A 22232-nucleotide genomic window follows, 5' to 3' on the forward strand; every position below is an offset into this window, starting at 1 on the left:
CACCACTACCTGGTAACCGGCTTCGAGCTCTGCGAACCTGATGAGGTGACCATGACCGTCGATTCGCGAGTGGCCGAGGTGCGGCGGCACGAGCTGGCCGCGTTCCTGCGCAGCCGCCGCGAGCGCATCACCCCGGATCAGGTCGGCCTGCCGATCAGCGGCAGACGCCGCACGCCGGGACTGCGGCGCGAGGAGGTCGCGCAGCTGGCCGGGGTCGGGGTCACCTGGTACACGTGGCTCGAACAGGGCCGCGACATCAACGCGTCCGAGCAGGTGCTGGACGCGATCTCCCGCACCCTGCGGCTGGATCCGTACGAGCACACGCATCTGTTCACCCTCGCCGGCGCGCCCGAACCGCCGCTGGAGAAGGACTGCAAGCTCCTCAGCCAGAACATCCACCGGATGATGAACAAACTGGAGCCGTTCCCGGTCTGCGTGCGCAACGCGCGGTGCGACATCCTCGCCTACAACCGTGCCTACGACTGGCTGATGGGCGGCCTCGACGACATCCCGTTCGAGGAGCGCAACACGCTCATCCAGTGCCTGACCAATCCCGAGTGGCGCCGCAGGCTCCCGGACTGGGAGCTCAACCTGCCGCGGGTGGTCGCCGGCTTCCGCGCCGCGATGGCCGAGCACCTCGCCGAACCGGCGTGGAAGAACCTGGTCAAACGCCTGCGGCAGGAGTCCGAGCTGTTCGAGCGGATGTGGAAGGAACACGACGTCTCCACCGAACGGATCGTGCTCAAGCGATACCTGCATCCCGACGTCGGCCTGCTGCGGTTCGAGTTCTCGTACCTGTACCTCGGGCGGCGTTCCGAGATCTCCCTGGCGACGCTGACCCCGGCGGACGAAGAGACCGCGGCGAAACTGCCCAGCTCCTTCTGAAGGGGGAGGCGGACCAGGCTCGCGAGGGAGCCTTTCCGCGGCGTGAACACCGACGCTGAGTGCATGACCGTAGCGATGGCTCCACCCAAGATCTCCAGCGCTCGCCTGATCGTCTGTTACGCGGCGATCCTCGGCACGCTCCCGTACCTGACGTTGAAGGCGTCCTGGGTCACCGGAGGCAGCCTCGGCCTCCGAGATCCGTCCTTTGTGGACTCGGACATGATGTTGCTGGCGAATCTGGCGACCGGCGGGATGGACGTCGTCGCGGTGGTGCTGGCGCTGGCGTTCACCTACTCCTGGGGACGGCGGATCCCCGCGCCGCTCGTCCTGTTCCCGATCTGGATCGGCACCGGGCTGCTCGCGCCGATCGTGCTGGACATCCCGGTGATCGTCGCCGACCTGTCGACCGCTCAACTGGCCGAAATGCCGCTGGAGAACTGGGTCTGGGCCGTCGTCTACGGCGGTTTCGCCTGGCAGGGGATCCTGCTGCTGACCGCGTTCGTGCTCTACGCCCGCGATCGCTGGTGGTTCGTCGTCACCGGCACCGTGAAACCGGGGACCATCGGCGCGTCGGGTGTGCTGGGCATCGTCGCCTCACTCGTCTGCGCGGCCTTCCACATGATCTGGGCGTTCGGCTCCGGCGGCATCGCCGCTCGTGGGCAGGACATCGTGATCGCCGTGCTCACCCTCCTCGCCGTTCTCGCGCTGGCGAACGTTTCGCGAGGGCGGTTCTGGCCGAGGCTGGTACTGGTGTGGACCGGCGCCGGGGCGATGGCGGGCACCGGGGCGTGGGGCCTGTTCGCCGCAGTCACCATGGGATCCGCCGATCACGCGGCGGTGCTGGCCGTGCAGGTGGCCGGCGGAGTGCTCATGATGGTCTCGGTCCTGCGGCGGCTACCCGCCGTCGAGCAGACGACGTGATTCCTTGCTGAAGGCGGGCACCGTTCTCTCGAATCTTTCGAGGAACTCGCTCAAGGTCTCCGGCGGCCGTTCGAGGGCGTTGACCTGTTCGCGCAGGCAGCGAAGTGTGGCCGCCGGATACAGATCGAGTTGATCGAGCAGGAAGTCATCCGGATGCACGGCCTCGAGCTGGTGAGGTTCGAGAGCCGAGGCCGGGAAGTCCTTGAGATTCGCCGTCACGATCACGGCGGCGTTCGCGCGAACCGCGGCCGCGAGGACGTGCCTGTCCTTCGGATGGTTGGTCATGGTCGGAATCAGCGGCTCGTAGCCGGTGACCTCGGAATCCGGAAAGGCTGAGCGCATACCGGTCAACCGTCGCTTCGCTTGCTGCGGCTCCAGGCCGAAATGCCCGACGAGATTCCGCTCGACCTCGTCGAGCACCTCGCCCGACCACAGAGCGCGATAAGTGCCGGCCTCCGCCAGTCGCAGCAACAGATCCGTCAACCGGATCGGAATGAGCACGCAAGCATCGAGGAAGGCGGGAAACGACACGGCTAGCGAGTCTGGACGAACCCGTCGACGATGTCATCGCTGCCGTCCCGGCTCGCCGAAGCTGTCAGCTCATCGAGTATTCCTTGCCGTTCCGCACGGGAACGCGCCCGGTAGTCGAGCAAGTCGCTGAGAAGAACCCGCCGGTGACGTCCCGGTTTCTCGAACGGGATCTCACCGGATTCCAGAAGCTTGACCAGCGTCGGCCGGGAGACGTTGAGCATGTCGGCCGCCTGCTGGGTGGTCAGGACGGCGTTCAACGGCGCGATGTTGATGGCGAAGCCCTGGGACATCGCCTTCACGACGTCCCGAAGCACGTCGTAGACCTGCTCGGGAAGTGCCACCTCGCTGCCGTCCGGGCCCACCAATTTCGCCTGATGTGCCGGCGTGGTCGCGATCATGAACTCGTCGAGCCGCCGGAGCTCCCGGCGGGCGTCCGGTTCGGTGGCGGATGGCGGGAGAACGGTGTGCTGTTCGATCGTCGATGTCATGTCGCCTCCCTCGGATACCACCAAGGTAATCGAAAAAAACGAAAGACGCATCCCCGGCCGGCGGCTACCGCACGCGGCGTAGCCCGGAAGCCGCTTTTCAACGGACGCGACACGCCTCCGCCCCGGGTAGCTTTCGTCCTGTGCTGCTGAAGGAACGGTATCCGTGGACTCGCTGGGTGGGCCGCGTGCTGCGCGTGGTGCTGCCGCTGGGGTTCGTCCTCGGCGCCACGAGCGGCGCCTCGCGCTGGCAGCCGGGCGCGCCGCAGCTGACCTCGATCGGGGTGCTGTGGCTGGTCGCCATCGCGGTGCCGCTGCTGATCGTGCACCGCTTCCCGATGACGATCTTCCTGCTCACGTCCGCGCTGACGCTCGGCTACTACGCGTCCGGCAACCCGGGCGGTCCGGCGATCGTGCTGCCGACCATCGCGCTCTTCCTGCTCACCAAGATCCGCGGGCCGGTCGTCGCCGGGGCCACCGGCGGAGCGCTGCTGGCGGTGGCGGGCATCGCGCTGTTCGTCCGGCACGGGTTCGCCGGCTTCGACCTGCGGACCGGCCTGGGCCTGGTCTGGGTGATCGCGGTCGTCGGGGTCGGGACGGCGGTGCGCAACGGGATGGCCGCCGCGCGGGCCCGCCGCGAGCAGGCCGACGAGCATCGGCACCGGATGGCCGAGCAGGAGCGGCTCACCATCGCCCGCGAGGTGCACGACGTCGTCGCGCACAGCCTCGCGATGATCAACGTCCAGGCCGGGGTCGCCGCGCACGTCGCCGACAGGCGTCCTGAGCAGGCGAAAGAGGCGTTGCTGAACATCAAGGAAGCGAGTGCGTCGGCGCTGAAGGACCTTCGCGCGACGTTGGCCGTGCTGCGGTCCGGGGAGGACAAGGCGCCCGCGCCGAGCCTCGCCCAGGCCGAGGAGCTGTTCGAGCACGCCCGCGCCGCCGGGCTGGAGGTCCGCGTCGACGGCGAGCCGGGGGAGCTGCCCGCCCCGGTCGACGGCGCCGCGTACCGGATCCTGCAGGAATCGCTGACGAACGTGGTCCGGCACGCGAACCAGGCGCGGGGCGTCGACGTCAGGTTCGAGCGGAAAACCGGTGCGCTGACGCTGCTCGTCCGCGACGATGGCCGTGGCGCCGTCGAACCCGCGCCCGGGCACGGGCTGCGCGGGATGTCCGAACGGGCGGCCGCGCTGGGCGGCGCGCTCACGACGTCGGTGGTGAACGGCGGCTTCCAGGTCCGCGTGGACCTGCCCATCGAGGGGGAAGAATGACGATCCGGGTGGTTCTCGCCGACGACCAGGTGCTGGTCCGCGCCGGTTTCCGGGTGCTGCTGGAGACCGAAGACGGCTTCGAGGTCTGTGCCGAGGCGGGTGACGGCGAGCAGGCGGTCGCGGCCGCCGTCGAGCACCGGCCGGACATCGTCGTGATGGACGTACGCATGCCCGGCGTCGACGGGCTCGAAGCGACCCGGCGGATCACCGCGAATCCCGAGCTGACCGGGGTGAAGGTCCTGGTCCTGACCACGTTCGACGTCGACGAGTACGTCTACGAGGCGTTGCGCGCCGGTGCGAGCGGCTTCCTGCTGAAGGACACCGATCCGGTGGAGCTGCTGCGGGCGCTGAAGGTGGTGGCCGCGGGCGAGGCGCTGCTGGCGCCGACGGTGACCCGGCGGCTGATCGCGGAGTTCGTCGACCGCCCGGAGAACCGCCGCATCGACGTGAGCGCCGTCCGCGAGATCACCGACCGCGAACGCGAGGTCCTCGGCCTGGTCGCCGGCGGTATGTCGAACGACGAGATCGCGGCGCATCTGGTGATCTCGACGGCCACCGCGCGTACGCACGTCAGCCGCATCATGACCAAGATCGGGGCACGCGACCGGGCCCAGCTGGTGGTGCTCGCCTACGAATCGGGGCTGGTCAGCCCTCGCCGGGGTTGAGATTCCCCCAAAATGCTGAGATTGCCGAAAAACCTCTGCCGTGACGGGGAGTCGTCAAGCGTGGCCTGACGTCGACAGTCCGTTAATTCGCCACCCGGCCGACTCGGAGCACGCCTTGACTTAGGTCGTGCATCTGCACGTGCACAGACTCCACTGGTACCTCTTTTTCGTCCCCACCAGGAGTCCGGCTGGATTCCGATCGCCGGTTCGAAATCAGACGGATGTACGGCTAACCCTGATTTCCTGACGAATCCAGGCGTATCGCGCGGAATTCCGCTCTCGTGAGCGTGCACGGTGCGTGATTTTTCCGCCGATCGGCCACCGGGATAACGGTTACTTTCCGTCGCGAAATCGCTCCCTGGACGGGTTCTGCTCGCTCCGTGTTGCTTTGTCGCAATGGCGCTGAGCATTAGTCTCCGGCTGAACGGCAGGGGCGATTTCACCTACCCGACGTGATTCTCACCCGGCCGTGCAAGAAATCGATTCACCTTTTTCTCTCACTGGGAGTCACCATTGACGGCAAAGACACCTGACCCGCTTCTGGTGGTCACCGCGGGCGTCGTCGTACTCGCCTACATCGTTTTCGCCGCGATCCTCACCAGGTCGCTGCTGACCAAGAAGGTCGCCCAGCCGGCGAAGGTCATCGGGTCGGTCGCGGCACTCGTGGCCGGGCTCCCGGCGATCCTCTACGCGTTCGCGGCGGTGGTCGGCTGATGAGCGGGGACTTCCTGGCCGCGGTCACCGAACGGCAGCGCCGTCGGCTGCTCGACCTCGGCAAACACGTCGATCACGCGGCGGGCACCACGCTGCTCCACCAGGGCGACCCGGCGCCCCCGGTGCTGATCCCGCGGTCCGGCTACGTGAAGGCGCTACGCGCGGCCCAGGGCGACTCGCCGCCGATGATCGTGGACCTGCTCGGCGCCGGTGACGTGCTCGGCGTCGAAGACTGCCTGGCCGGTAGGCCGAGCCACCTCTCGTACATCGCCACGAAACCGGTTCGCGTGCTGGAGATCCCGCGGAACGCGTTCCACGGCCTGCTCGACGACGATCCCGGGATGATGGCCCTGATCACCGCGGACCTGGCCGCCCGGCTGCGCCTGCGGAACGTCGCGCTGGGGTTCGCGACGGCCAAGGTCCGGAGCAGGCTGACCGCGTTCCTGACCAGGATGCAGGCGCTCTACGGCGTTCCCGGTGAGGACGGCGTCGTGCTCGACGTCGGGCTGAACCACACGGACATCGCCTCGGCTATCGGCGCTTCACCCGCGTCGGTCAACGCCGAAATGGCGAAACTGAAGAACGAGGGATATTTGAGCACCGGCTACAAGACGATCCACCTGAAGAGACGGCTGCGCGAGGACGGCCCGCCGCTCGTTCCGGTCCCCTCCGCGCGGCGGCGGATCCCTCAGTTGCGGATACCGCGGATCGCGATGGGGTGAACGAGGGGTGCGCAAGATCGCGTCAACTGCGCCTCAGCTGAAGCGCGAGCCGTATGACGAACACGACGGCCAGCGCGGCGACCAGGGCGATTTCCCAGGCCATGGCTGCTCCTTATCGGCCGGCATCCGAACTCGTCAGATGCTCTGCCCATAAGGCGCATGACCGGGGGAGGACGTTCACCGACACGGCCCAACTCACACTTTCGGACCAACGCCACGCCCACTTCCCGTGCAATGAAAGGTCCTTTCCTCGCAAAATTTGCCAGGAAAGGACCTTTCATTGCACGCGAGGGCAGCTACAGAGCGCTTCCCACGGCCGCCCACACCCGATGCGGGTCGAGGTCCATCGGCCGCGAGTCCGGATCCGGGCGCAACCGCCGCAGCAGGACCTGCTGCACCAGCGTCGTCGGCCGGGCCGAAGCGGCCACCCGCCGCCAGAACAGGTGATCCTCGAGGCCTTCGAACAGCACCTCGGTGTTCCACCCGCCGAACTCGTCGACCAGCGACCGTCGCACCAGATAGCCGCTGCCCAGATACGGCAGCGTCCGCAGGCGCCGTTCCTCCGGCGGCAGGGCGCCGACCAGGCCGTCCACCGGATCCGCGACCGGGCAGTGCACGACGTCGGCGCCCTCGGAAACGGCCAGCAGCCGCTCCAGCAGGAACTCCGAAGCCCGCATCCCGCCGTCGAGCACCAGCAGCCACGACGCCGTCGAACGCTCCAGCAGCGAGTTCCGGGTGAGCCCCCGGCCGAGCGGGGTGTCGTGCAGCAGGACGTCGTACGGGCGCGGCCGCGGCCACGGGTGCACGCCGTCCTCGCCGACCAGCACCTTGCGCGGGGTCACGCTGCCCGTGAGCAGGTCGTTCGCGAGATCGTCCGGGTCGACCTCGCCGGTCCGGCGCACGATCAGCACGTCGACGTCGGCGGTGCCCGCCGTCGAAGCCGCCGCGGGCTCCCAGGTTCGCGTCGCGACCCGCCGGGCCCCCGCCGCGCGCTGCGCGATCCGAGCCGACAGCGCCGTCCCGCGTGCCGAGGCCGGTCCGGCGGCGGACCGGTCACCCGCGAACCGCGCGTCGAACGACGGGGTGTCGATCGCCAGCGCGTCCTCCGGGTTCCGCAGGCTCGTCGCCAGCGCCCGCGCCGGGGCGATGTCCGCGGCGGGCGCCGAACCCAGCGAGGACGCCAGCTCGATGAGCCGCCGCGCGGACGCCGTCATGTCCAGCGACTTCACGAAGCCGTAGGCGGCCGAACGCAGGTGCCGCTCCCGTTCCGGCTCGTCGGCGAGCGCGGCGACGACCGAGCCCAGCGCCTCCGGCCGCGCGAGGACCAGGTGCTCGCCGGGGACCAGCGGTTCGACGTCGACGGACGTCTCGCTGACCACCACGCAACCATTGGTCATCGCTTCGAGCGTGCGCACCCACTCCAGCGTCTGCTTGCGCTCGCGGTGCAGGTTCAGCAGGAACCGCGACCGCGCGAGGTGCTCGAATTTCGCCTTGCCCGGCAGGAAGTCGACGCGGGCGGCGGTCATCGGCTCGTGCGGCGGGGTCAGCAGCCGCGTCCGCAGACCGGCGAGGTCCCGCGCGTACGAGCCGAGCAGCACCGAACGACGCCGTTCGGCCGTGCCGAGGTAGGTGACGTCGAGGTCGCGCGGACTGTCGAGGTCTCCGCCCCACAGATCCCACAGCGGGCTGTAGCCGAGCTGGAAATGCTCGACGGTGATCCCGCGCCGCCGCAGTTCGGCGGTCGAATCGGTGTTGATGTCGACGGCGCCGCCCAGGATGGACAGCAGTTCCGCGTTGCGCTCGAAGGTCGCCGTGCCGGGATGCTCCACGCAGAACCCGATGGTGCGGCGGCACTGCGCGGCGGTCGGGAAGTCGGCGTCCGGGACGGTCACGAAGTACTCGTGGGGGACCACGACGTACACCGTGTCGCCGTCGGCCTCGGGATAGGTTCCGACCGCGGTCCTGGCCTTGCCGCCCGCCGTGCGCACGGCGTCGGCGACCACCTCCAGGAGCTCCTCCATGAAGGCGGAACCGCCCTCGGCGGAGACGAAGCAGAGTTCGGTCACGGCCGGTCCATCTTCTTCCGCACGACCCGCAGCGGAGCGGTGACCCGCCAGCTGACGGTGCGGCGCGTGGCGTCGAGTTCCCTGGCCATCTCGGCGGCGAGCCGTTCGGCGTTGAGCAGGCGCTGCCGGTCGGCCGACGGTTCGCCACCGGGCAGGACGTCCGCGTCGACGACGCCCGCCGACACCACGAGCTCGGCGTCGAGCAGCGCGAGCCGCAGCTTGTCCCGCTCCTCACGGCAGGTCTTCAGCTCCGCGCGCAGCGAGTCACGCTGCTGGTGGGCGAGCAGGACCTCGGCCTCCAGTGCCTGAAGACGCGCCTTGGCGACGTCGAGTTCTTCCTGCTGCGAGGCGAGCTTCTGGTTCACGGCGGCGGACTCGCCTTCGTCCGGCGCGGAGGCGGTGGCCTCGCGCAGTTCGTGCTCGGTTTCGGCCAGCTTCGCCTTCAGCCGGTCCTGCTCGGCGGTGAAGACCTGCCGCTCGGCACGGAGCCGGGTCAGCTCGGCCTGGACACGGCCGGGAATGTCGGTGTCAGACATGAACGCCCCCACTCAGTTCGGTCAGGATTTCGGAGTACTCGCGCGCGTAGCCCGCCGGGTCGAGCCACGGCAGCAGCTTCTCGTGCGCGGCCTTGGCCATCTCGCGGCGGCGCGTGGCCGACGTGCCCAGCGCGCGCAGCAACGCCGCGGTCAGCGCGTCGACGTCGTTGGTCTCGAACAGCCAGCCCGTCTCGCCGTCGACGATCATCTCCCGCGCGCCGAACACGTCGGTCGCCGCGACCGGGACGCCACAGCACACGGCTTCGAGGATCGAGCGCGGCAGCGACTCGATGTCGGAGCTGTTCACGAAGATGTCGGCGGCCTGCAGCCAGCGCAGCGGATCCGGCTGGATCGGCACCAGGCTGACGGACTTCTCCAGCCCCGCGCGTTTGACCGATTCCTCCATCGCCAGCCCGTACGGCGACGGGTGCAGGCCGACGATGGACAGCTTCGCCTCGGGATGGATCTTGTGGATCCGCTCCATCGCCGAGATCAGCGGCGCCTGTCCCTTGCGGGATTCCGCGATGCCGATGTTCACCAGCACGATGTCGTCCGGCGAGTAGCCGAGCATGTTGCGCGCCTGCTGCCGCGTCTCCGACCGCGTCCTGCCGCCGAACTTGTGCATCGGCGTGCCGTAGCGGACGGTCCGGCAGCGCTCCGGCTTGCTGTACGGCAGGAACATCTCGCGCGTGGCGTCCGCGACGAACAGCAGCCTGTCGACCTCGGCGAGGGTGCTTTCCCAGCGCTGCCAGACCGCGGCGGGCGGTTTCACCGGGCCCCAGTTCTGGTAGGCGAACGCGGGCAGCGAGAAGCTCTCGTGGATGACCCACGCCGTCGGCATCCCGGCGCGCTTCGCCGCGTCGGCGCCGACGAAGCCGCCGAGAGTGTTGACGAGCGCGACGCCCGCTCCGGAGCACTTCGCGAAGCGCGCCAGCTCGGCGACATGCCCTTCGTACGCGGGCACCGTCTGGTTCCGGTAGTGCGTCGTGACGTGCACGGGGATGCCGAGTTCGTGGCAGTCCGCGCGCAGCGGGCCGTCGGTCTCGCTGACCAGGCTGACCTGCCAGCCGTGGTCGGTCACCATCCGGCTCAGCAGTTCCTGCAGCCACAGCTGACCGCCGCCGACGCCGAGGCTGTGCGTGAACACCAGCACGTGTTTCGGATCGGTCGGGATGTTCACCCGCGCCATCGCGCGGGCGGTGTCGCCCGCCAGCTCGTCGGCGAGTTCGGCGTCGTCCAGGTCCGCGACGGGGTTGCGAAGCGTGAAGGTGCGCTTCGCCGACACGACCTCGCCGACGCCTTCGGTGCGGTACCGGACGCGAAGCGACAGCGTCCGCTCTTCGCCGTACGGAAGGTCGACAGGGACCCAGGCCTCGAAGCCACTCACAGCGGCGTCGTCGAAGCCGGGGAACTCCTTGGGCACGTCCTTGCGCGGCAGCCGGGTACGCGCGCTGACCGTGCCGCCGCCCTCGACCATGACCTCGATCAAGCTCGGCGCGCGGCCCTGAAGCAGCGCCCAACCCGTCACGTAGACGACGTGTCCTTCGGTGACCTTGCCCTGCTTCGGCGCTTCGAGTTCGCCCAGCCACAGCGGTTCTTCACCCGGCAGCGTTCCCACGTGGACGGTCGCCTGGTTCAGCACGCGCTCATCCGGACCGGTGACGACGACGTCCTGGACGCCCGCGGGCACGAAGGTGGCCGGGACCGCACGCCAGCCGAAGGTGCCTTCGGGCGCGCCAGGGCACGGCTCGGGGAACAGGTTCGCCTCGACGTCCGCGATGGTCACGGACATCTCGCCGATCCGGCTGATCCCGGTCGTCCAGCCCCGGAGCTCGAACAGGTGCCCGACCGGCCGGTCCGGCGTCAGAATGCCGGCGGTATGCAGGCTCGTCATCGCTTCGCTACCTCGTCTTCGTTCGCCGCCACACCGGCGCCGACCTTGGGTGAACGGTACTCGTGGACGGTTCGCGCCAGGCGCTTTCGCCAAATCCCGGCGATCGCCGCGCGTATCTCGTCCGTGCCGTGCACGGTGCCGCACGAGCCGATCGTGGAGAAGGCCACCTCACGCTCCAGCGCACCGTCCACAAAGGAGGGATGAAGGCCGATCAGCACGCCGAGCCAGCCCGCCAGGTCGCGCATCGAGCCGTCATCCGCCGCCGCGGACCAGCCCGCGTCGGTCAGCTTGTCGGCCAGCACCAGCACCCCGCGCTCGATCACCTCGGACACTCCGGCACCCGCGTGCCGCCATTCGAGGTCGATCGGACGCAGCGTCGCACCGTCGACGAGAACGTTGTGTGGCACCAGATCCCACAGCGCCTCGACCCCGCGAGCGGCCTCCGCGCGGACGAGATCCCGCCAGCCGGTGAGCAGTTCCGCGACCCGCTCCGGCTCGTCGAGCAGGACTTCGACCATCGTCGGGGCGTCGTACACCTTGTCCGTGCACGGTCCGACCGAGATCCCGGCCACCGGCGGCGACGGCACCAGCGGCACGCGGCGGACTTCGGCGCCCTCCCCGGTGCGCACGACGTCGGCGCGCGTACACGCGAACGCGGCGCGCTCGGCGGTGTTGAAATAGGTCGCGAGCCGGAACGCGGGCCAGAGCGCGGCGGCGCCGGGACCGCAGAGCAGGGCCAGACCGTTCGCGGGGCCACCGGTGATCGCCGCGGACAGCCGGGGCAGTTCGGTGTCGATCCGCTCGCTCCGGACCGCGCGGGCGACCTCGTGCCCAGGGGAACAGAGCAACTCACGCTGGACTTCGAGGCCCGCCGCCGCGAGCGTCCCGGCGACACCGCGGGAAGACGTCAGCACCACGACGGAGCCCATCGGCGACAACCGCTCGCGAACCGACTCCAGCAGACCCCGCGTCGCGTACGGCTGCTGGACGACGACGAGGTCGTAACCATCGGAAGGCGGCCGGTCGTGCACCGAGACCGTGCCGAGGTCACGGGTGCGGAACCGCACCGCGGCGGCGCGGACCGGGTCGGCCTCGACGGCGTGCACCGTCGCCGAGACCTCGCCCAGATACCTGGTCAGCCCACCGAAACCGGCACCGACCTCCAGGACCTTCGCCGCCTTCGGCAGCACGAGCGCCCGGAGGACGTTCGCGGCGCCGTGGTCGAGCGGGACGCGCTCGGCGGTGTCCCAGCCGGCGAAGTGCAGCTCGTCGGACAGGGAACCGGTGTCCTCGGCCAGGGAGAGCAGGGTGGTGAGCAGCCGTGCCGTCTCCGAGGTCATCTTTCAGCTGGTGACGGAGTAGTTTTCCAGCGTCTTCTTCACCGCACGCTGGTACGTGCCGCTCAACGCCTTCTCGCCCTCTTCCCCGCCGAGCGGGTTCTGCAGGATGTCGACGCGGACGATGTTGTTGCCGCTGATCCATGTGCCGCGGTAGGTGCCCTTGTCACCGTCGATCTTCTTCTGGAAGTTCAGCTTCGGCGGCATACCCGGCAGCGGCTCGGTGATCTGCACGAATCCGTTGCTCGTCTGGTACTGGCGCAGCTGCTTGACCAGGTCACCGGCGGCACCGGGGCTGGTCAGCGGGATGACCGTGACCGAGATCTTCGCCGGCTGCGGGCCGGTCTCGTCCGGCTGCTTCTGCGAGCCGCGATACGCGACCTGCTTCACGCCGGCGGCGATGACCAGATCCGCCTCGCCCTTCTCCAGCCCGGCGATCTCGGCGAGCTGGGCCGCGGGGATCGCGCCGCTCTTCGAGTCCTCTTCGCCGGACTGCTCCGGGATCTTTTCGAACAGCAGCTCTTCGGGCGTCTTCGGCTTGGTCGACGACGGCGGCGGAGCCTGCGGCTGGGACGACTGCGGCGCGGCCGTCGGGTCCGGCGGGGTGTCACCGCCGCCCTTGAACGCGAAGTACCCGCCGACACCCAGACCGGCGAGGACCAAGACGGCGACGATCGCGATGATCGCGATCTTGCCGCCCTTGCCCTTGGGCTTGTCCTCGAACAGTTCGGGGCCCTGCTTGACCCATTCCGTGCTGCCGACCGGCGAGATCGGCGGGAAGTCCGAGCCACCCCACGGCGGGCTGGCGTCGTTGTCGGTCCAGCCCTGCTGCTGCGGCTGTTGCTGCTGATAGCCCTGGTGCTGCTGCGGGAACCCGCCCGCGGGCGAGCCCTGACCCTGCTGGGGGAAACCACCGGCCGGGGACGCCTGGCCCTGCTGCGGGAAACCACCCGGCGGCGACGCCACCGGCGGCACGACCTGGGTGCGGTTCGGATCGGCCTGCTGTTGCTGCCAGTTCGGGACGACCTGGGTGCGCTCGGCCTCGCCGCTCTGCTGCGGCTGGTTCACCGGCGCGATGATCTGCGTCGAGTCGGCGCTGGGCTGGCCGGGCTGCTGCGGCGCCTGCGGCTGTTGCGGAGCGGGCGGCTGCTGGAACGGCTGCTGCGGCTGCTGTCCGGGCTGCTGGACCTGCTGCTGCGCGGGGTCGCCGTACGCGACCGCCGAGGACAGCACCTGGTCACGGCGGAGCCGGTAATCGTCCGCGGAGAGCCGTCCAGATGCGAGCTCTTCGTCCAGATTGCGCAGCTCTTCCTGCCAGGACACCACCGGCCCCCTTATCCGAATTTCCGGCGGGAGGACTGCTCCCGGCCGTCGCGATACCACCACTGCGGTGACCTCGCACATTCTGCACTGCCCGGAGTCGATGCGCCCTCGCGGGTCGAATCGTGATCTCCCCGCGACCTGCGCTTCTCAGCTCGACGGCAGAACGGTGTCCAACGAGGTCAGCGTCTGCTCCAGCCGGGCGTCGAGCGCCTGAGGGTCGCCGCCGAGCGGCTGCGAGACCCAAGTCGTGACGGCCATCGTCCCGGAGACGTAACCGATCCCGCTGAGCTGGCCGTTCTTGTTCGCGCCGACGAGGGCGAGCCGATCGCCGACGCGCTGCTCGCGCAATCCGGCGTTGATCGAGTTCTCCCGGAAGTACTTCACGATCGCGGCCGCGTCTTTGGCATCGTTCGCCGGGATCACCAGGACGAGGTAGCTGTTCGTACCCTCGTTCGAACCCTTGTAGGTGACCGACGCGACATTCTTCGACGCGAGGAAATCACCCGCGGCCTTCGAGTAGAAGTTGAGCTCGACGCCCTTCGCGACCGACATCGTCGAGTTGTCCTTCGACGGTGTCCCCGGCAGCGCGGGCAGCCGGTCTTCCAACGGCGTCTGGGCACTGTCGGGCCGGCCCGACGGCGTGAGGTCGCCCGGCGGCTGGGCCACGCTCGGCTGCTCGGCGACGTTCGAGGGCTGCGACGAACCCAGCCACAGCGTCCCGCCGATGATCAACGCCAGCACGACCAGCACTCCGGCGCCGATGAACAGCCAGGTCGGCTTGCGTTTCCCGACGACCGCGTAGTCCTCCGTGGGCGCGTAGTGGCTAGGGCCGGGCTCAGGTGCCAGAGGCGGAAGCGGCCGGCTCGGCGCGGGGACCGACGGCCTGCTCTTGACCGGCGGCGGCTCGGCGCGCAGGTAGACCGTCGGATTGATGTCGGCGGGCGAGGGCGCGGTGGTCTTGTGGTCCGCGATCCGCGGGATGGCGGACTTCTTCTCGGGTTCCACGACGGGCGGCGGCGGTGTGTAGACCGGCTGGGTCTGTTGGTACGGCTGGGGTTGGACCGTGACCGTGGGCTGCTCGACCGGACGCGCGGCGGGATTGGTGCTGTGCCACGTCCCGCCGGGGCGGCGCAGCGGTGAGGGCACCGGCGACGGCATCGTCCCGCCGGAGGCCTCCGCCAAGAGCTCGTCGCGCTTCCTGCGGTGCTCGGCGTGCCCGATACGACCCGAGGCCAGCTCGACGTCCAGCTGTCGAAGCTCGTCTTGCCAGCTCATTTAGCCCCCTGCCGCCGGGTGTGGGCAGCCAGTGTTGCATGCACCCTTATGGGTGGTTGATGTGGTCTTTCCTCATTCTTGCGTCCACTCACGACCTGGTCCAGCACTGATCTCCGAGTGCTCTCGCGGCCTTGCGGATCGCAAACAGTGGCCTTCTACGGGGATCTGCTCGCGGAGCAGGGCCCGTTGCTCGGCGAGCCGTACACGCGACAGCTCGACGGCAAGTTGCGGGAGTTGCGGTTTCATCTGGCACACGGCCGGCTCTCCACGGTGTGACCCTCTTTCGGCTGGTCAGCTGCCGCTGGCTGCTCCCGGCGGTACCGTGGCGGACGTGGGAAGCATCCGGTGACGGAGATCGACGCGTGTCGTGGCGCGTTGCGCGAGCTGGCCATCGGCAGGCTCGCCGGACGTGACGTCCGCACCTCCCACCTGGTCGAGGCCGGTCTGGACGCGATCGTCGCCGGTCTCGACACCCCGTCCCTCCCTTTGCTCGCCGGGCTCGAATCCACTGCCGAAGCCGCCGTCGACAAGGCGTTCGACCAGGTCGTCGACGAACTGGGCCTCGAACTGCCCGCCGACCCGACGGCCGCCCGCTGGCTGCTGATCCACGGCTGGCTCACCGCGATGGTCCAAGGGCGCCTCTCGCCCGCGGCCGGCGGCGCCCTGGTCAGCGAGGTCGGCGCGCTGCTCGGGTCGCCCCAGGCGTTGCGCGGGATCACGCGCTGGTCGGCGATGCTCGAGCACTGGATCCCGACCGACCTCACCCCGAGGGACGTCTGCGAGGTACCGATCCTCGAGGAATCGGCGGAGCTGCTCGAAGGACCTTGGCCTCCTTCGCCGCGTCACCCGTAAAGCCCCGTTTTCTGTCGTACATGTGTTCTAAAATGGTCGTTGTACAGCAGGAACAGCGGCGAAAGGCAGACACGGATGGCCTACATCACCCTGCCCACGTTCGTGGGGTACAGCACGAGCTCGGGTCCCTCGCGTTCCTCGTTCGTCCGGCGTTGGCGCCGTCAGTACGAGGACCCGGCCCGGGGCGGGTTCAACTTCTACCTCCGCGCCGCGAACGCGATCCGTGCCGGACGGATCTCCGGGCGGGATCGCGAGGTACTGCGGGCCCTCGTCGAGAACGCGGACGAGCGCACGCGGCCGCACTACACCGAGATCGCCAACGGCTGGCTGCGCTACGTCGGGCGGCGTGACCTGCGGCTGGCCGAGGTCGGCCGGTCACGATGGCGGCTCGGCTCGCTCGAAGTGGGCATCAATCCGCATCTCGGCCTGCGCAAGGGCGACGGCCCCGTCTACGTGACCTGGCTCTATTTCAAGGAGGAGCCGTTGAGCCGGGACGCGGCGCAGATGGTGCTGTGGCTGCTCGAACAGACCATGGACGAGCTGCGGCCGGGCGGGCGTCCGCTGGTCGTCGACGTCCGGCGAGCGAAGGAGTTCGCCTTGTCGCCGCGCGATCGCGACAAGGTGCGGCCGTGGGTGCGGAGTGAGGCCTCGGCCTTCATGAGTCTCTGGGAGGCGGCCGCATGATCGATCGACGGCGAGCCCGCGTTTCGTGGGCTCGCCGTTCACACACCGTCATTCTCACGGTTCCGGCGGCGGCGCAAGACACCTGATCAGGTGACAGTTTCACGGAGAATGCCCACGAGCTGGACAACTTGAGCCTTGAACACGAAGCTTTCCCAGTCTTAATCGGCCGAACCACCGAGGGTCGCTCGTGAACAACGCTTGGGAAGCCATCTCCAGGGTCGCAGATGAGCCCGCCTGGTACTGGGTCTACGACAAGCTCGCGTTCTGGCCGAGCACCTACGCGCACGCCTGGCCGGGTTTCCGCGAACCCGCCCCGTCCGTCGCGTGGGATCTCGCGCCCGGCGGCCTCGACCGCGCGTCGGCCGAATTCCGGGTCGGCCCATACGCCGTCGAGCAGAACGACGTCGCCCGCGTCGCCCTCTCGGCGCTGAAGGACTGCGTCGCCGAGGACGAGTGGGTCTGGGTGCTGCACTGGCAGCACCAGTCGTACCGCTTCTACCCGCATCGGCACGCCGCGCTCGACCCGTGGCCGGTCCCGGTGTTCCCGCGCACGGACTATCACATGTTCCTGGCGAACGACTTCCGCTTCGGCACGCTCGGGCACCCCTGGGAACGCACTCTGTGCGTCTACGGCGAGAAGCTCGTGCCCGCCTTCGAAAAGCACGGCGAACAGGTTTTCAAGAACGCGCTGCGGCGCAACGGGGCACCGGCCGCGATGGCGGGCTGACCACCATCGGGCGGGCAGACCTGCCTAAACTCAGGCGGGTGTTCGAATACCACGGGTGGGTGACCATCCAAGCGAGCCCTTCCGGTGACGACGACGCCGCGCTGCTCGAGCGCATCGTCGAGCGGGTGCACCGTGCCGTCCGCGACTTCGACGACGGCGACCTGCTCGACCTCCGCTGGGCGGCCGGGGTGCCGGTGCTGCACCTGGGCGGCATGGACAAACACGGCACGGCGATCGCGCCCGAGCTGGTGGACCTCTTCACCCGCGTCGGCGACCTCGCACCCGGCTCCTACGGTCTCCTGCACGTCTGGGACGACCAGGATCCCGAGCACGACAACGAATTCAAGGTGTACCGGATGGCCCGCGGCCTGGTCACCGAACGCGGCGATGAGCACCTGTCCCCGGTCGCGCCGACCGTGATGGACGGCTACGAGATCTGAGCCGTTGACCGACGGTAGTTCTTATGGGAGTCATCCGGAATACCTTCCGGACTTCATGAACGACCCCCGCGACGATGACGGCCGGCGCGTGATGAAGCTGGATCTCCCCGAGAACCGCGCACTGGCGGCGGCGACGCTGAGCAGATTTCCGGCTGCTACCGGCGACGTGATCGACTTCGAGTCCACACCGTTCGAAGACCGTCTCTGGTGGGACGATGAGGAGCACTGGGCGAGGATGGCGGCGGAGCTGCTTTCCTCGTATGCACAACAAGGTCAGCGGATCGCTGTCATGTGGGGCAACTATCTGATGCCGACCGTGACCATGCCTGTGGATGTCGCGGTGCGACATGCGGGGGACATCTTGGACGCCGGGCCGCATTTCTGGATCCACCCGCTCGGTGGTCCGGTACTCATCGAATGCCTGATGGATGGGCAAGTGACGGTCGCGACGATTCCGCCTGGCTGAAATCTCATGGCTCCTGTCCGAGCACGACCCGTTCAAAACGCCCGCGCTCTAGCCTGCCCAGAGGCCCGACTAGATTCTCGACCATGGTCTTGACCAGGGGGATTCGCCGCGTCCAGGTGAACACATGGATCCTGCTCGGCGTGGCGGTCGCCTGGTTGCTCGTCAACTTCCGATGGATCGTCCTGTATCGCGACGGCCAGGTGTTCGACATCGACGAGGCCGGCTACTTCGGCATGGCGTTGAACAATCACGGCGCGGCGCTCCGGGACGGTGCCGTCGGCTGGCTCGAAGCCGTCGAGTCCCCGGGTATCCAAGCGCCACTGCTGCCCGCGCTGACTTCGCTGCACTTCTTCGCGACCGGGACCGGAACGGTGGCCGCCTTCCTCGTCCCGCTGGTGGCCGGGGCGGCCTTGATCCTGCTCACGCACGCCGTGGCGAACAGGGTGGCCGGCCGCCCGTTCGCCTGGATCGCCACGGCGCTGATCGCCACCGCGCCCGGCGTGCTCTTCGAGGCCCGCGCCTACCATTTCGCGCTGCCCGCGGCGGTCATGACCATGGCCGCCGTCTACTGCCTGATCCGTTCCGAGGGGCTGTCGAAACTCCGGTTCGTCCTGCTGTTCGGGGTTTTCGTCGGACTGATGCCGCTGTCGAGGACGATGGCGATCGCGTTCGTACCGGCATTGGTGCTGGCCGCGTTGGTCCAGGCGGTGGTACCGCGGGACCGGGGCAAACGGCTGAAGCACTTCGCCCTCGCGGCGCTCGTGGCCGCCGGCGTCGCGGCGATCTGGCTGGTGCCCAACGGTGCCCGGGTCTTCGAGTACCTGACCGGCTTCGGCTACGGGAAGCAGTCGGTGGAGTTCGGCCAGGAAGCGGGGGTGTTCAACCCGGCGGCCTGGGTCGCGCGGCTGAAGCTGTTGATCTCCGACCACGGGCTCCCGCACGCGTTGGTGCTGTGTGCCGGGCTTGTCGCCGCGGCCGTCGTGGCGATCGTCAAGATCCGGACCGGTCCGGCGAAGGACGTCCTCCGCTCGATGGTGGCATCGGCGTTGTTCCCGTCGGCGCTGCTCGTCGCGGAAGGCGGGCTGGCGGTGCTGACGTCCAAGAACACGGGCACCTCCTTCTTTCTCCCGTTGATCCCGTCCATGGTGATCCTGGCGCTCTGGGGGTTGTACCGGGCACACCGCTCGCTTCGGCGGGCCTTGCCGTTCGCGGTCGCGGTGACCGGGCTCCTGGCGCTGGTGCCGATGGTGGATCTGCGCCTGCCGACCGCTCGGCCGTGGGAGGTGGACCTGCCGGTGCTGGGCACGTCCAAGATCACCGACGGGCGCGGCGTTCCTCAGGTCTACGCCGACCCGGATGGTCAGCTCGCCGAGCCGTTGAGCGCGGAGACGGCGCGGGAGTGGCGGGCCGCGTCGGAATGGGCCGTCGGCCAGGTGGAGGAGCAGCACGCGCTGGGCGGGGCGACCGCGTTCGGGTTCCGTGACCGGCTCTTCAACACCAACACCGTGCAGCTGGAGATGCTGCGGAAGTTCGGCTACGGCGTGGCGCTGCCGCAGGTCGACCCCACCGCGAACGGGAACACCGGGCCGGACCATCTGCGCTGGCTGACGTCGTATGCGGGCAGCCTCGGCGGGGACGCGAGCAAGACGTGTCTGCTGTTCACCGCGACGGGAACGGTGAACGAGTACGAACCGAAGGTGGATCCGCCGTCCATGGTTTCGACCGCGAAGGCCGCGGGTTTCACGCCGGTCACGACGCGGCCCCTACCGAACGGTCGGCTGGTGACCTTGTGGAAGCGCCCGCAGCCCACTTGCGTGCCCTCCTGAGGCACGAAGGCCGCACCCACATATGCACAAATCCGAATTACTACAGTCGTGTGACTCCGCTCACTGAACCTGTAGCACTTAGTAACCGAAAGAGCGAGAAAGAAGATCGACGCGCCCAAGAACCAACTCGCCAACGCGAGTTACCAGGAACGTGGGGGTCCGGGGGCTCGGGCCCCCGGGAATTATGGCGAGTACGCTGCGGCGCAGGCTTTACCTGCGCACGCGGTACCCGCGTGCGAGCGGATGACGGGATTCGAACCCGCGACCCTCACCTTGGCAAGGTGATGCGCTACCAGCTGCGCTACATCCGCATGTCTTGCTCTGCTCCGGCACTCGTTTGAAGCAGTGGAACAACCATACACCGACCGTCTGTAGCGGTTTTGACCCACCCCTATAGGTGCTTCGGCGTCACACCTGGCGTACAAGGGGTGACGACGGCTGCATACCTCCGTATGGTGTCCCCATTCGACCGAATGGTGAGTCCTTCGGGGAGGAGGTGCCTGGCCGGATGACCGAGCAGGGCACGGTGCCGCTTCAGGCGGCCTCGGAATCCGACGAGCAGGCATTGCTCCAGCGTCTCCGTGATGGGGAGGACGCTGCCTTCGGGGAGCTTTTCGAACTTCACGCCGCCGCCGTGCGGCGGCTGGCCCGCAGTCTGGCCGCCGATCGGTCGGAGGCGGAGGACATCACCGCCGAGACCTTCTTCCGGGTGCTTCAGGCGTTGCGCCGGGGCGCCGGGCCGCGTGACTACGTCCGGGCCTATCTGCTGACGGTGGCTCGCCGCGTCTCGTGGGAGTGGCACGGCGCGCGTCGTGACGTGCCGGTGAGCGACGACGAGCTGACCTTCCGGGCCGGGGCGGGGGCGGACACGCATGCCCGCACGGCCGAGCATTCGCTGATCACGACCGCTTTCACGAGTTTGCCGGAGCGCTGGCGTTCGGTCTTGTGGCAGACGGAGGTCGAAGGCGAGCAGCCGTCGATGGTCGCGCCGCATTTCGGGTTGAGCGCGAACGCGACGGCGGCGCTGGCCCGCCGGGCGCGGCAGGGGCTGCGAGCGGCATATCTGCAGGCGCATCTGTCGGTGAACCGCGGGCCCGATTCCTGCCGCGCGGTGGTGGAGAAGCTGGGCGGGTTCACCGCGGGCAGCGTGACCGGGGCCGAGGCCCGCCGGATCAAGACCCACCTGATCGCCTGCCAGTCGTGCCGGGCCACCCACGACGAGCTGCGTGACGTCTGTTCGTCGCTGCGGGCGCACGCCGGTGTGGTGGCGCTGCTGGTGCCGGCGGCCGCCGGGGCTCACGCGAGCGGGGCGTTGTCCGGGCTCGCCGCGTCGGTCAAGGGACTTCTGCTCGGGTCGAAGGTGAAGGTCGGCCTGGCGGTGGCGTCGACGGCCGCCGCCGGTGCGGTCGGGATCGTCGCCGGTCCGGCCGTGTTCGGCACCGACGTCACCCATACCGTGGGCCTGTCCGGGGGCGGGCTGCCGGAGCTGGCGCTGCTGCCGGCGCAGGTCGCGCCACCCGGCCACGCCCAGCCGGTGGAGATCCCGCCGCAGCGGATCGCGCAGGACCAGCTGCAGGGCAAGGGTGCCCAGCCCGCCGTGACCGGACGAGGACCCGGAGCCGGAGCCGAGCTCGGGGTGTCCGACATGCCGAGCCTGCCGGGTGCGGGCACGCCGCGGAAGGAGCTGAGCGGCGGCGACGTCGTACAGCCGCCGGACGAGCAGAATCCGACGCAGGAGGAGACCTCGCCTCGCAACGAGGTCCCGGATCCGGGAACGGGCTCCAACCAGACCACTTCGAAGCGGGACGACATCCCGCCGGAGGAATCGTTCAGGCCCACCGAGGAGTCGCTGAGCCCGACTACGACGACTTCGCGGGACTCGACCGAGCAGTCGACCACACCCGATTCGACGACTTACCCGGAAGGGTCCTCTTCGACGGAGACCGGGACCCCCGAAAGCACGACCGGGACCCCGTCCGGCGACACGTCGGAGGACGAGCCGAGCCCGGTCAAGCCGACTTCCCACTATCCGGAACCGGGTGTCGACTACCCGACGTGCCCATAACGCCCGAGCGGGCATATCGCCTTCGAACTCTCGCGAATCCGGCTCCCGTCACGGTACGGTGGAGCTCGCTCACGACGAGCGAGCGGCCGCGCGGGAGGCGACTGAATGAACCGGCTGGTGCACGGCGAGGACGGCCGTGACTGGGTGGTCCGAGCCCAGATGGAATGGCGTGCTCCCGCGACAGCGGACGATTTCGAGCACGATGTGGCGGGCAGCTACGGCCCGGGTATCGCGATGATCGCCGTGACGGCGCTGCTCGCGATCGTGCTCATCATGTGGACTCCCGCCGACGTCATGATCCCGTCGTGGGTACCGCTGGCGCTCCTGCTGATCGCGCTGTTCTTCCCGCTGCGGTGGATTCTGCGCCGTCCGTGGACCGTGGTCGCCGAGACCGAGGGCGATCTGGCGGGCGACCGGCCGTCGGAGCGCTGGGTGGGCACCATCCGCGGCATGTTCACCGTGCGCGGCGAGGTCTCGAAGATCACCAAGACCATCCAGAAGCACTCGCTGCCGGATTTCGACGGCCCGTTGCACCCGGTGGAGTAGTCGC

Annotated in this window: 23 protein-coding genes and 1 tRNA gene; 15 read left to right on the forward strand and 9 right to left on the reverse strand. The window is 69.0% G+C overall.

Annotation, left to right across the window (positions count from 1 at the left end; genetic code table 11):
* The first annotated feature begins 51 nt into the window (after positions 1-51).
* Together DMC64_RS01225 and DMC64_RS01230 are read left to right on the forward strand one after the other, a co-directional pair.
* Positions 52-885 (forward strand): helix-turn-helix transcriptional regulator, encoded by an 834-nt coding sequence (locus DMC64_RS01225; RefSeq protein WP_125731480.1) that lies wholly within the window; start codon positions 52-54, stop codon positions 883-885.
* Between the two features lie 63 nt (positions 886-948).
* Complete coding sequence (locus tag DMC64_RS01230; protein WP_233629527.1) at positions 949-1806, forward strand: hypothetical protein; 858 nt, start codon at positions 949-951, stop codon at positions 1804-1806.
* Here the strand turns inward: DMC64_RS01230 and DMC64_RS01235 are convergent.
* Together DMC64_RS01235 and DMC64_RS01240 are read right to left on the reverse strand one after the other, a co-directional pair.
* Positions 1780-2337 carry a PIN domain-containing protein gene (locus tag DMC64_RS01235; protein WP_125731482.1) on the reverse strand — a complete coding sequence of 186 codons (558 nt, stop codon included), beginning with the start codon at positions 2335-2337 and terminating at the stop codon, positions 1780-1782. The genes DMC64_RS01230 and DMC64_RS01235 overlap by 27 nt on opposite strands.
* A gap of 2 nt (positions 2338-2339) precedes the next feature.
* Positions 2340-2825: a helix-turn-helix domain-containing protein gene (locus DMC64_RS01240; protein ID WP_125731484.1), complete on the reverse strand. Its 486-nt coding sequence runs from the start codon at positions 2823-2825 to the stop codon at positions 2340-2342.
* Positions 2826-2965: 140 nt separating this feature from the next.
* Between DMC64_RS01240 and DMC64_RS01245 the strand changes: the two genes are divergently transcribed.
* The 4 genes from DMC64_RS01245 (at position 2966) to DMC64_RS01260 (ending at position 6191) form a co-directional block, all read left to right on the forward strand.
* On the forward strand, positions 2966-4090 hold the full coding sequence (locus DMC64_RS01245; protein WP_125731486.1) for a sensor histidine kinase: 1125 nt from the start codon (positions 2966-2968) through the stop codon (positions 4088-4090).
* Complete coding sequence (locus DMC64_RS01250; protein ID WP_125731488.1) at positions 4087-4755, forward strand: response regulator transcription factor; 669 nt, start codon at positions 4087-4089, stop codon at positions 4753-4755. Before DMC64_RS01245 ends, DMC64_RS01250 begins: the two co-directional genes overlap by 4 nt.
* Positions 4756-5268: 513 nt before the next feature.
* Positions 5269-5469 carry a hypothetical protein gene (locus tag DMC64_RS01255; protein ID WP_125731490.1) on the forward strand — a complete coding sequence of 67 codons (201 nt, stop codon included), beginning with the start codon at positions 5269-5271 and terminating at the stop codon, positions 5467-5469.
* On the forward strand, positions 5469-6191 hold the full coding sequence (locus tag DMC64_RS01260) for a Crp/Fnr family transcriptional regulator (RefSeq protein WP_125731492.1): 723 nt from the start codon (positions 5469-5471) through the stop codon (positions 6189-6191). The genes DMC64_RS01255 and DMC64_RS01260 overlap by 1 nt, the downstream gene beginning before the upstream one ends.
* 296 nt (positions 6192-6487) lie before the next feature.
* On the opposite strand, the gene DMC64_RS01265 is transcribed toward DMC64_RS01260, so the two are convergent.
* From DMC64_RS01265 to DMC64_RS01290, 6 genes are all read right to left on the reverse strand, one after another.
* The gene (locus DMC64_RS01265) at positions 6488-8257 is read right to left on the reverse strand and encodes a glycosyltransferase (RefSeq protein WP_125731494.1); all 1770 of its coding nucleotides are present in this window, start codon (positions 8255-8257) and stop codon (positions 6488-6490) included.
* Positions 8254-8793, reverse strand: coding sequence for a hypothetical protein (locus tag DMC64_RS01270; protein WP_233629528.1), 540 nt, complete (start codon positions 8791-8793; stop codon positions 8254-8256). The genes DMC64_RS01265 and DMC64_RS01270 overlap by 4 nt, the downstream gene beginning before the upstream one ends.
* Positions 8786-10687, reverse strand: coding sequence for a glycosyltransferase family 4 protein (locus DMC64_RS01275; protein ID WP_125731498.1), 1902 nt, complete (start codon positions 10685-10687; stop codon positions 8786-8788). Before DMC64_RS01275 ends, DMC64_RS01270 begins: the two co-directional genes overlap by 8 nt.
* Complete coding sequence (locus DMC64_RS01280) at positions 10684-12027, reverse strand: methyltransferase (RefSeq protein WP_125731500.1); 1344 nt, start codon at positions 12025-12027, stop codon at positions 10684-10686. Before DMC64_RS01280 ends, DMC64_RS01275 begins: the two co-directional genes overlap by 4 nt.
* A 3-nt stretch (positions 12028-12030) precedes the next feature.
* A complete protein-coding gene (gene fliL / locus DMC64_RS01285) occupies positions 12031-13350 on the reverse strand; it encodes a flagellar basal body-associated protein FliL (protein ID WP_052120294.1) in 1320 nt (439 codons plus the stop codon).
* A 144-nt stretch (positions 13351-13494) separates the two neighbouring features.
* Entirely contained in the window at positions 13495-14622 is a 1128-nt protein-coding gene (locus DMC64_RS01290; RefSeq protein WP_125731502.1) for a hypothetical protein, read from the reverse strand.
* 147 nt (positions 14623-14769) lie between these two features.
* Here DMC64_RS01290 and DMC64_RS42895 point away from each other — a divergent pair, with 147 nt between their 5' ends.
* The 7 genes from DMC64_RS42895 to DMC64_RS01320 all read left to right on the forward strand — a co-directional run bounded on the left by DMC64_RS42895 (position 14770) and on the right by DMC64_RS01320 (position 19617).
* The gene (locus DMC64_RS42895) at positions 14770-14898 is read left to right on the forward strand and encodes a type II toxin-antitoxin system RelE/ParE family toxin (RefSeq protein ID WP_199754927.1); all 129 of its coding nucleotides are present in this window, start codon (positions 14770-14772) and stop codon (positions 14896-14898) included.
* 69 nt (positions 14899-14967) lie between these two features.
* On the forward strand, positions 14968-15474 hold the full coding sequence (locus DMC64_RS01295) for a hypothetical protein (protein WP_125731504.1): 507 nt from the start codon (positions 14968-14970) through the stop codon (positions 15472-15474).
* A 75-nt stretch (positions 15475-15549) separates the two neighbouring features.
* Positions 15550-16158 (forward strand): hypothetical protein, encoded by a 609-nt coding sequence (locus tag DMC64_RS01300; protein WP_125731506.1) that lies wholly within the window; start codon positions 15550-15552, stop codon positions 16156-16158.
* Between the two features lie 187 nt (positions 16159-16345).
* Positions 16346-16885, forward strand: coding sequence for a DUF2716 domain-containing protein (locus DMC64_RS01305; protein ID WP_037333725.1), 540 nt, complete (start codon positions 16346-16348; stop codon positions 16883-16885).
* A gap of 38 nt (positions 16886-16923) precedes the next feature.
* The gene (locus DMC64_RS01310) at positions 16924-17325 is read left to right on the forward strand and encodes an immunity 7 family protein (RefSeq protein ID WP_038507266.1); all 402 of its coding nucleotides are present in this window, start codon (positions 16924-16926) and stop codon (positions 17323-17325) included.
* 55 nt (positions 17326-17380) lie between these two features.
* Entirely contained in the window at positions 17381-17791 is a 411-nt protein-coding gene (locus DMC64_RS01315; protein WP_233629529.1) for a hypothetical protein, read from the forward strand.
* A gap of 83 nt (positions 17792-17874) precedes the next feature.
* Positions 17875-19617, forward strand: coding sequence for a glycosyltransferase family 39 protein (locus tag DMC64_RS01320; RefSeq protein ID WP_233629530.1), 1743 nt, complete (start codon positions 17875-17877; stop codon positions 19615-19617).
* 238 nt (positions 19618-19855) lie between these two features.
* On the opposite strand, the gene DMC64_RS01325 is transcribed toward DMC64_RS01320, so the two are convergent.
* Positions 19856-19928: transfer RNA gene (locus DMC64_RS01325), tRNA-Gly, on the reverse strand.
* Between the two features lie 197 nt (positions 19929-20125).
* Between DMC64_RS01325 and DMC64_RS01330 the strand changes: the two genes are divergently transcribed.
* Together DMC64_RS01330 and DMC64_RS01335 are read left to right on the forward strand one after the other, a co-directional pair.
* Positions 20126-21682, forward strand: coding sequence for a sigma-70 family RNA polymerase sigma factor (locus DMC64_RS01330; RefSeq protein ID WP_125731509.1), 1557 nt, complete (start codon positions 20126-20128; stop codon positions 21680-21682).
* 105 nt (positions 21683-21787) lie between these two features.
* The gene (locus DMC64_RS01335; protein ID WP_005161585.1) at positions 21788-22228 is read left to right on the forward strand and encodes a hypothetical protein; all 441 of its coding nucleotides are present in this window, start codon (positions 21788-21790) and stop codon (positions 22226-22228) included.
* Positions 22229-22232: the final 4 nt, after the last annotated feature.

The sequence above is a fragment of the Amycolatopsis sp. WAC 04197 genome (assembly GCF_003947475.1).
Taxonomy (GTDB): Bacteria; Actinomycetota; Actinomycetes; order Mycobacteriales; family Pseudonocardiaceae; genus Amycolatopsis; species Amycolatopsis japonica.

Bases quoted from the DNA above. Each gene is read 5' to 3' on its own strand.
- DMC64_RS01225 (WP_125731480.1), top strand. From the start codon at position 52: ATGACCGTCGATTCGCGAGTGGCCGAGGTGCGGCGGCACGAGCTGGCC.
- DMC64_RS01230 (WP_233629527.1), top strand. From the start codon at position 949: ATGACCGTAGCGATGGCTCCACCCAAGATCTCCAGCGCTCGCCTGATC.
- DMC64_RS01240 (WP_125731484.1), bottom strand. From the start codon at position 2,825: ATGACATCGACGATCGAACAGCACACCGTTCTCCCGCCATCCGCCACC.
- DMC64_RS01250 (WP_125731488.1), top strand. From the start codon at position 4,087: ATGACGATCCGGGTGGTTCTCGCCGACGACCAGGTGCTGGTCCGCGCC.
- DMC64_RS01260 (WP_125731492.1), top strand. From the start codon at position 5,469: ATGAGCGGGGACTTCCTGGCCGCGGTCACCGAACGGCAGCGCCGTCGG.
- DMC64_RS01270 (WP_233629528.1), bottom strand. From the start codon at position 8,793: ATGTCTGACACCGACATTCCCGGCCGTGTCCAGGCCGAGCTGACCCGG.
- DMC64_RS01275 (WP_125731498.1), bottom strand. From the start codon at position 10,687: ATGACGAGCCTGCATACCGCCGGCATTCTGACGCCGGACCGGCCGGTC.
- DMC64_RS01280 (WP_125731500.1), bottom strand. From the start codon at position 12,027: ATGACCTCGGAGACGGCACGGCTGCTCACCACCCTGCTCTCCCTGGCC.
- DMC64_RS01290 (WP_125731502.1), bottom strand. From the start codon at position 14,622: ATGAGCTGGCAAGACGAGCTTCGACAGCTGGACGTCGAGCTGGCCTCG.
- DMC64_RS01300 (WP_125731506.1), top strand. From the start codon at position 15,550: ATGGCCTACATCACCCTGCCCACGTTCGTGGGGTACAGCACGAGCTCG.
- DMC64_RS01315 (WP_233629529.1), top strand. From the start codon at position 17,381: ATGAACGACCCCCGCGACGATGACGGCCGGCGCGTGATGAAGCTGGAT.
- DMC64_RS01320 (WP_233629530.1), top strand. From the start codon at position 17,875: ATGGTCTTGACCAGGGGGATTCGCCGCGTCCAGGTGAACACATGGATC.
- DMC64_RS01330 (WP_125731509.1), top strand. From the start codon at position 20,126: ATGACCGAGCAGGGCACGGTGCCGCTTCAGGCGGCCTCGGAATCCGAC.
- DMC64_RS01335 (WP_005161585.1), top strand. From the start codon at position 21,788: ATGAACCGGCTGGTGCACGGCGAGGACGGCCGTGACTGGGTGGTCCGA.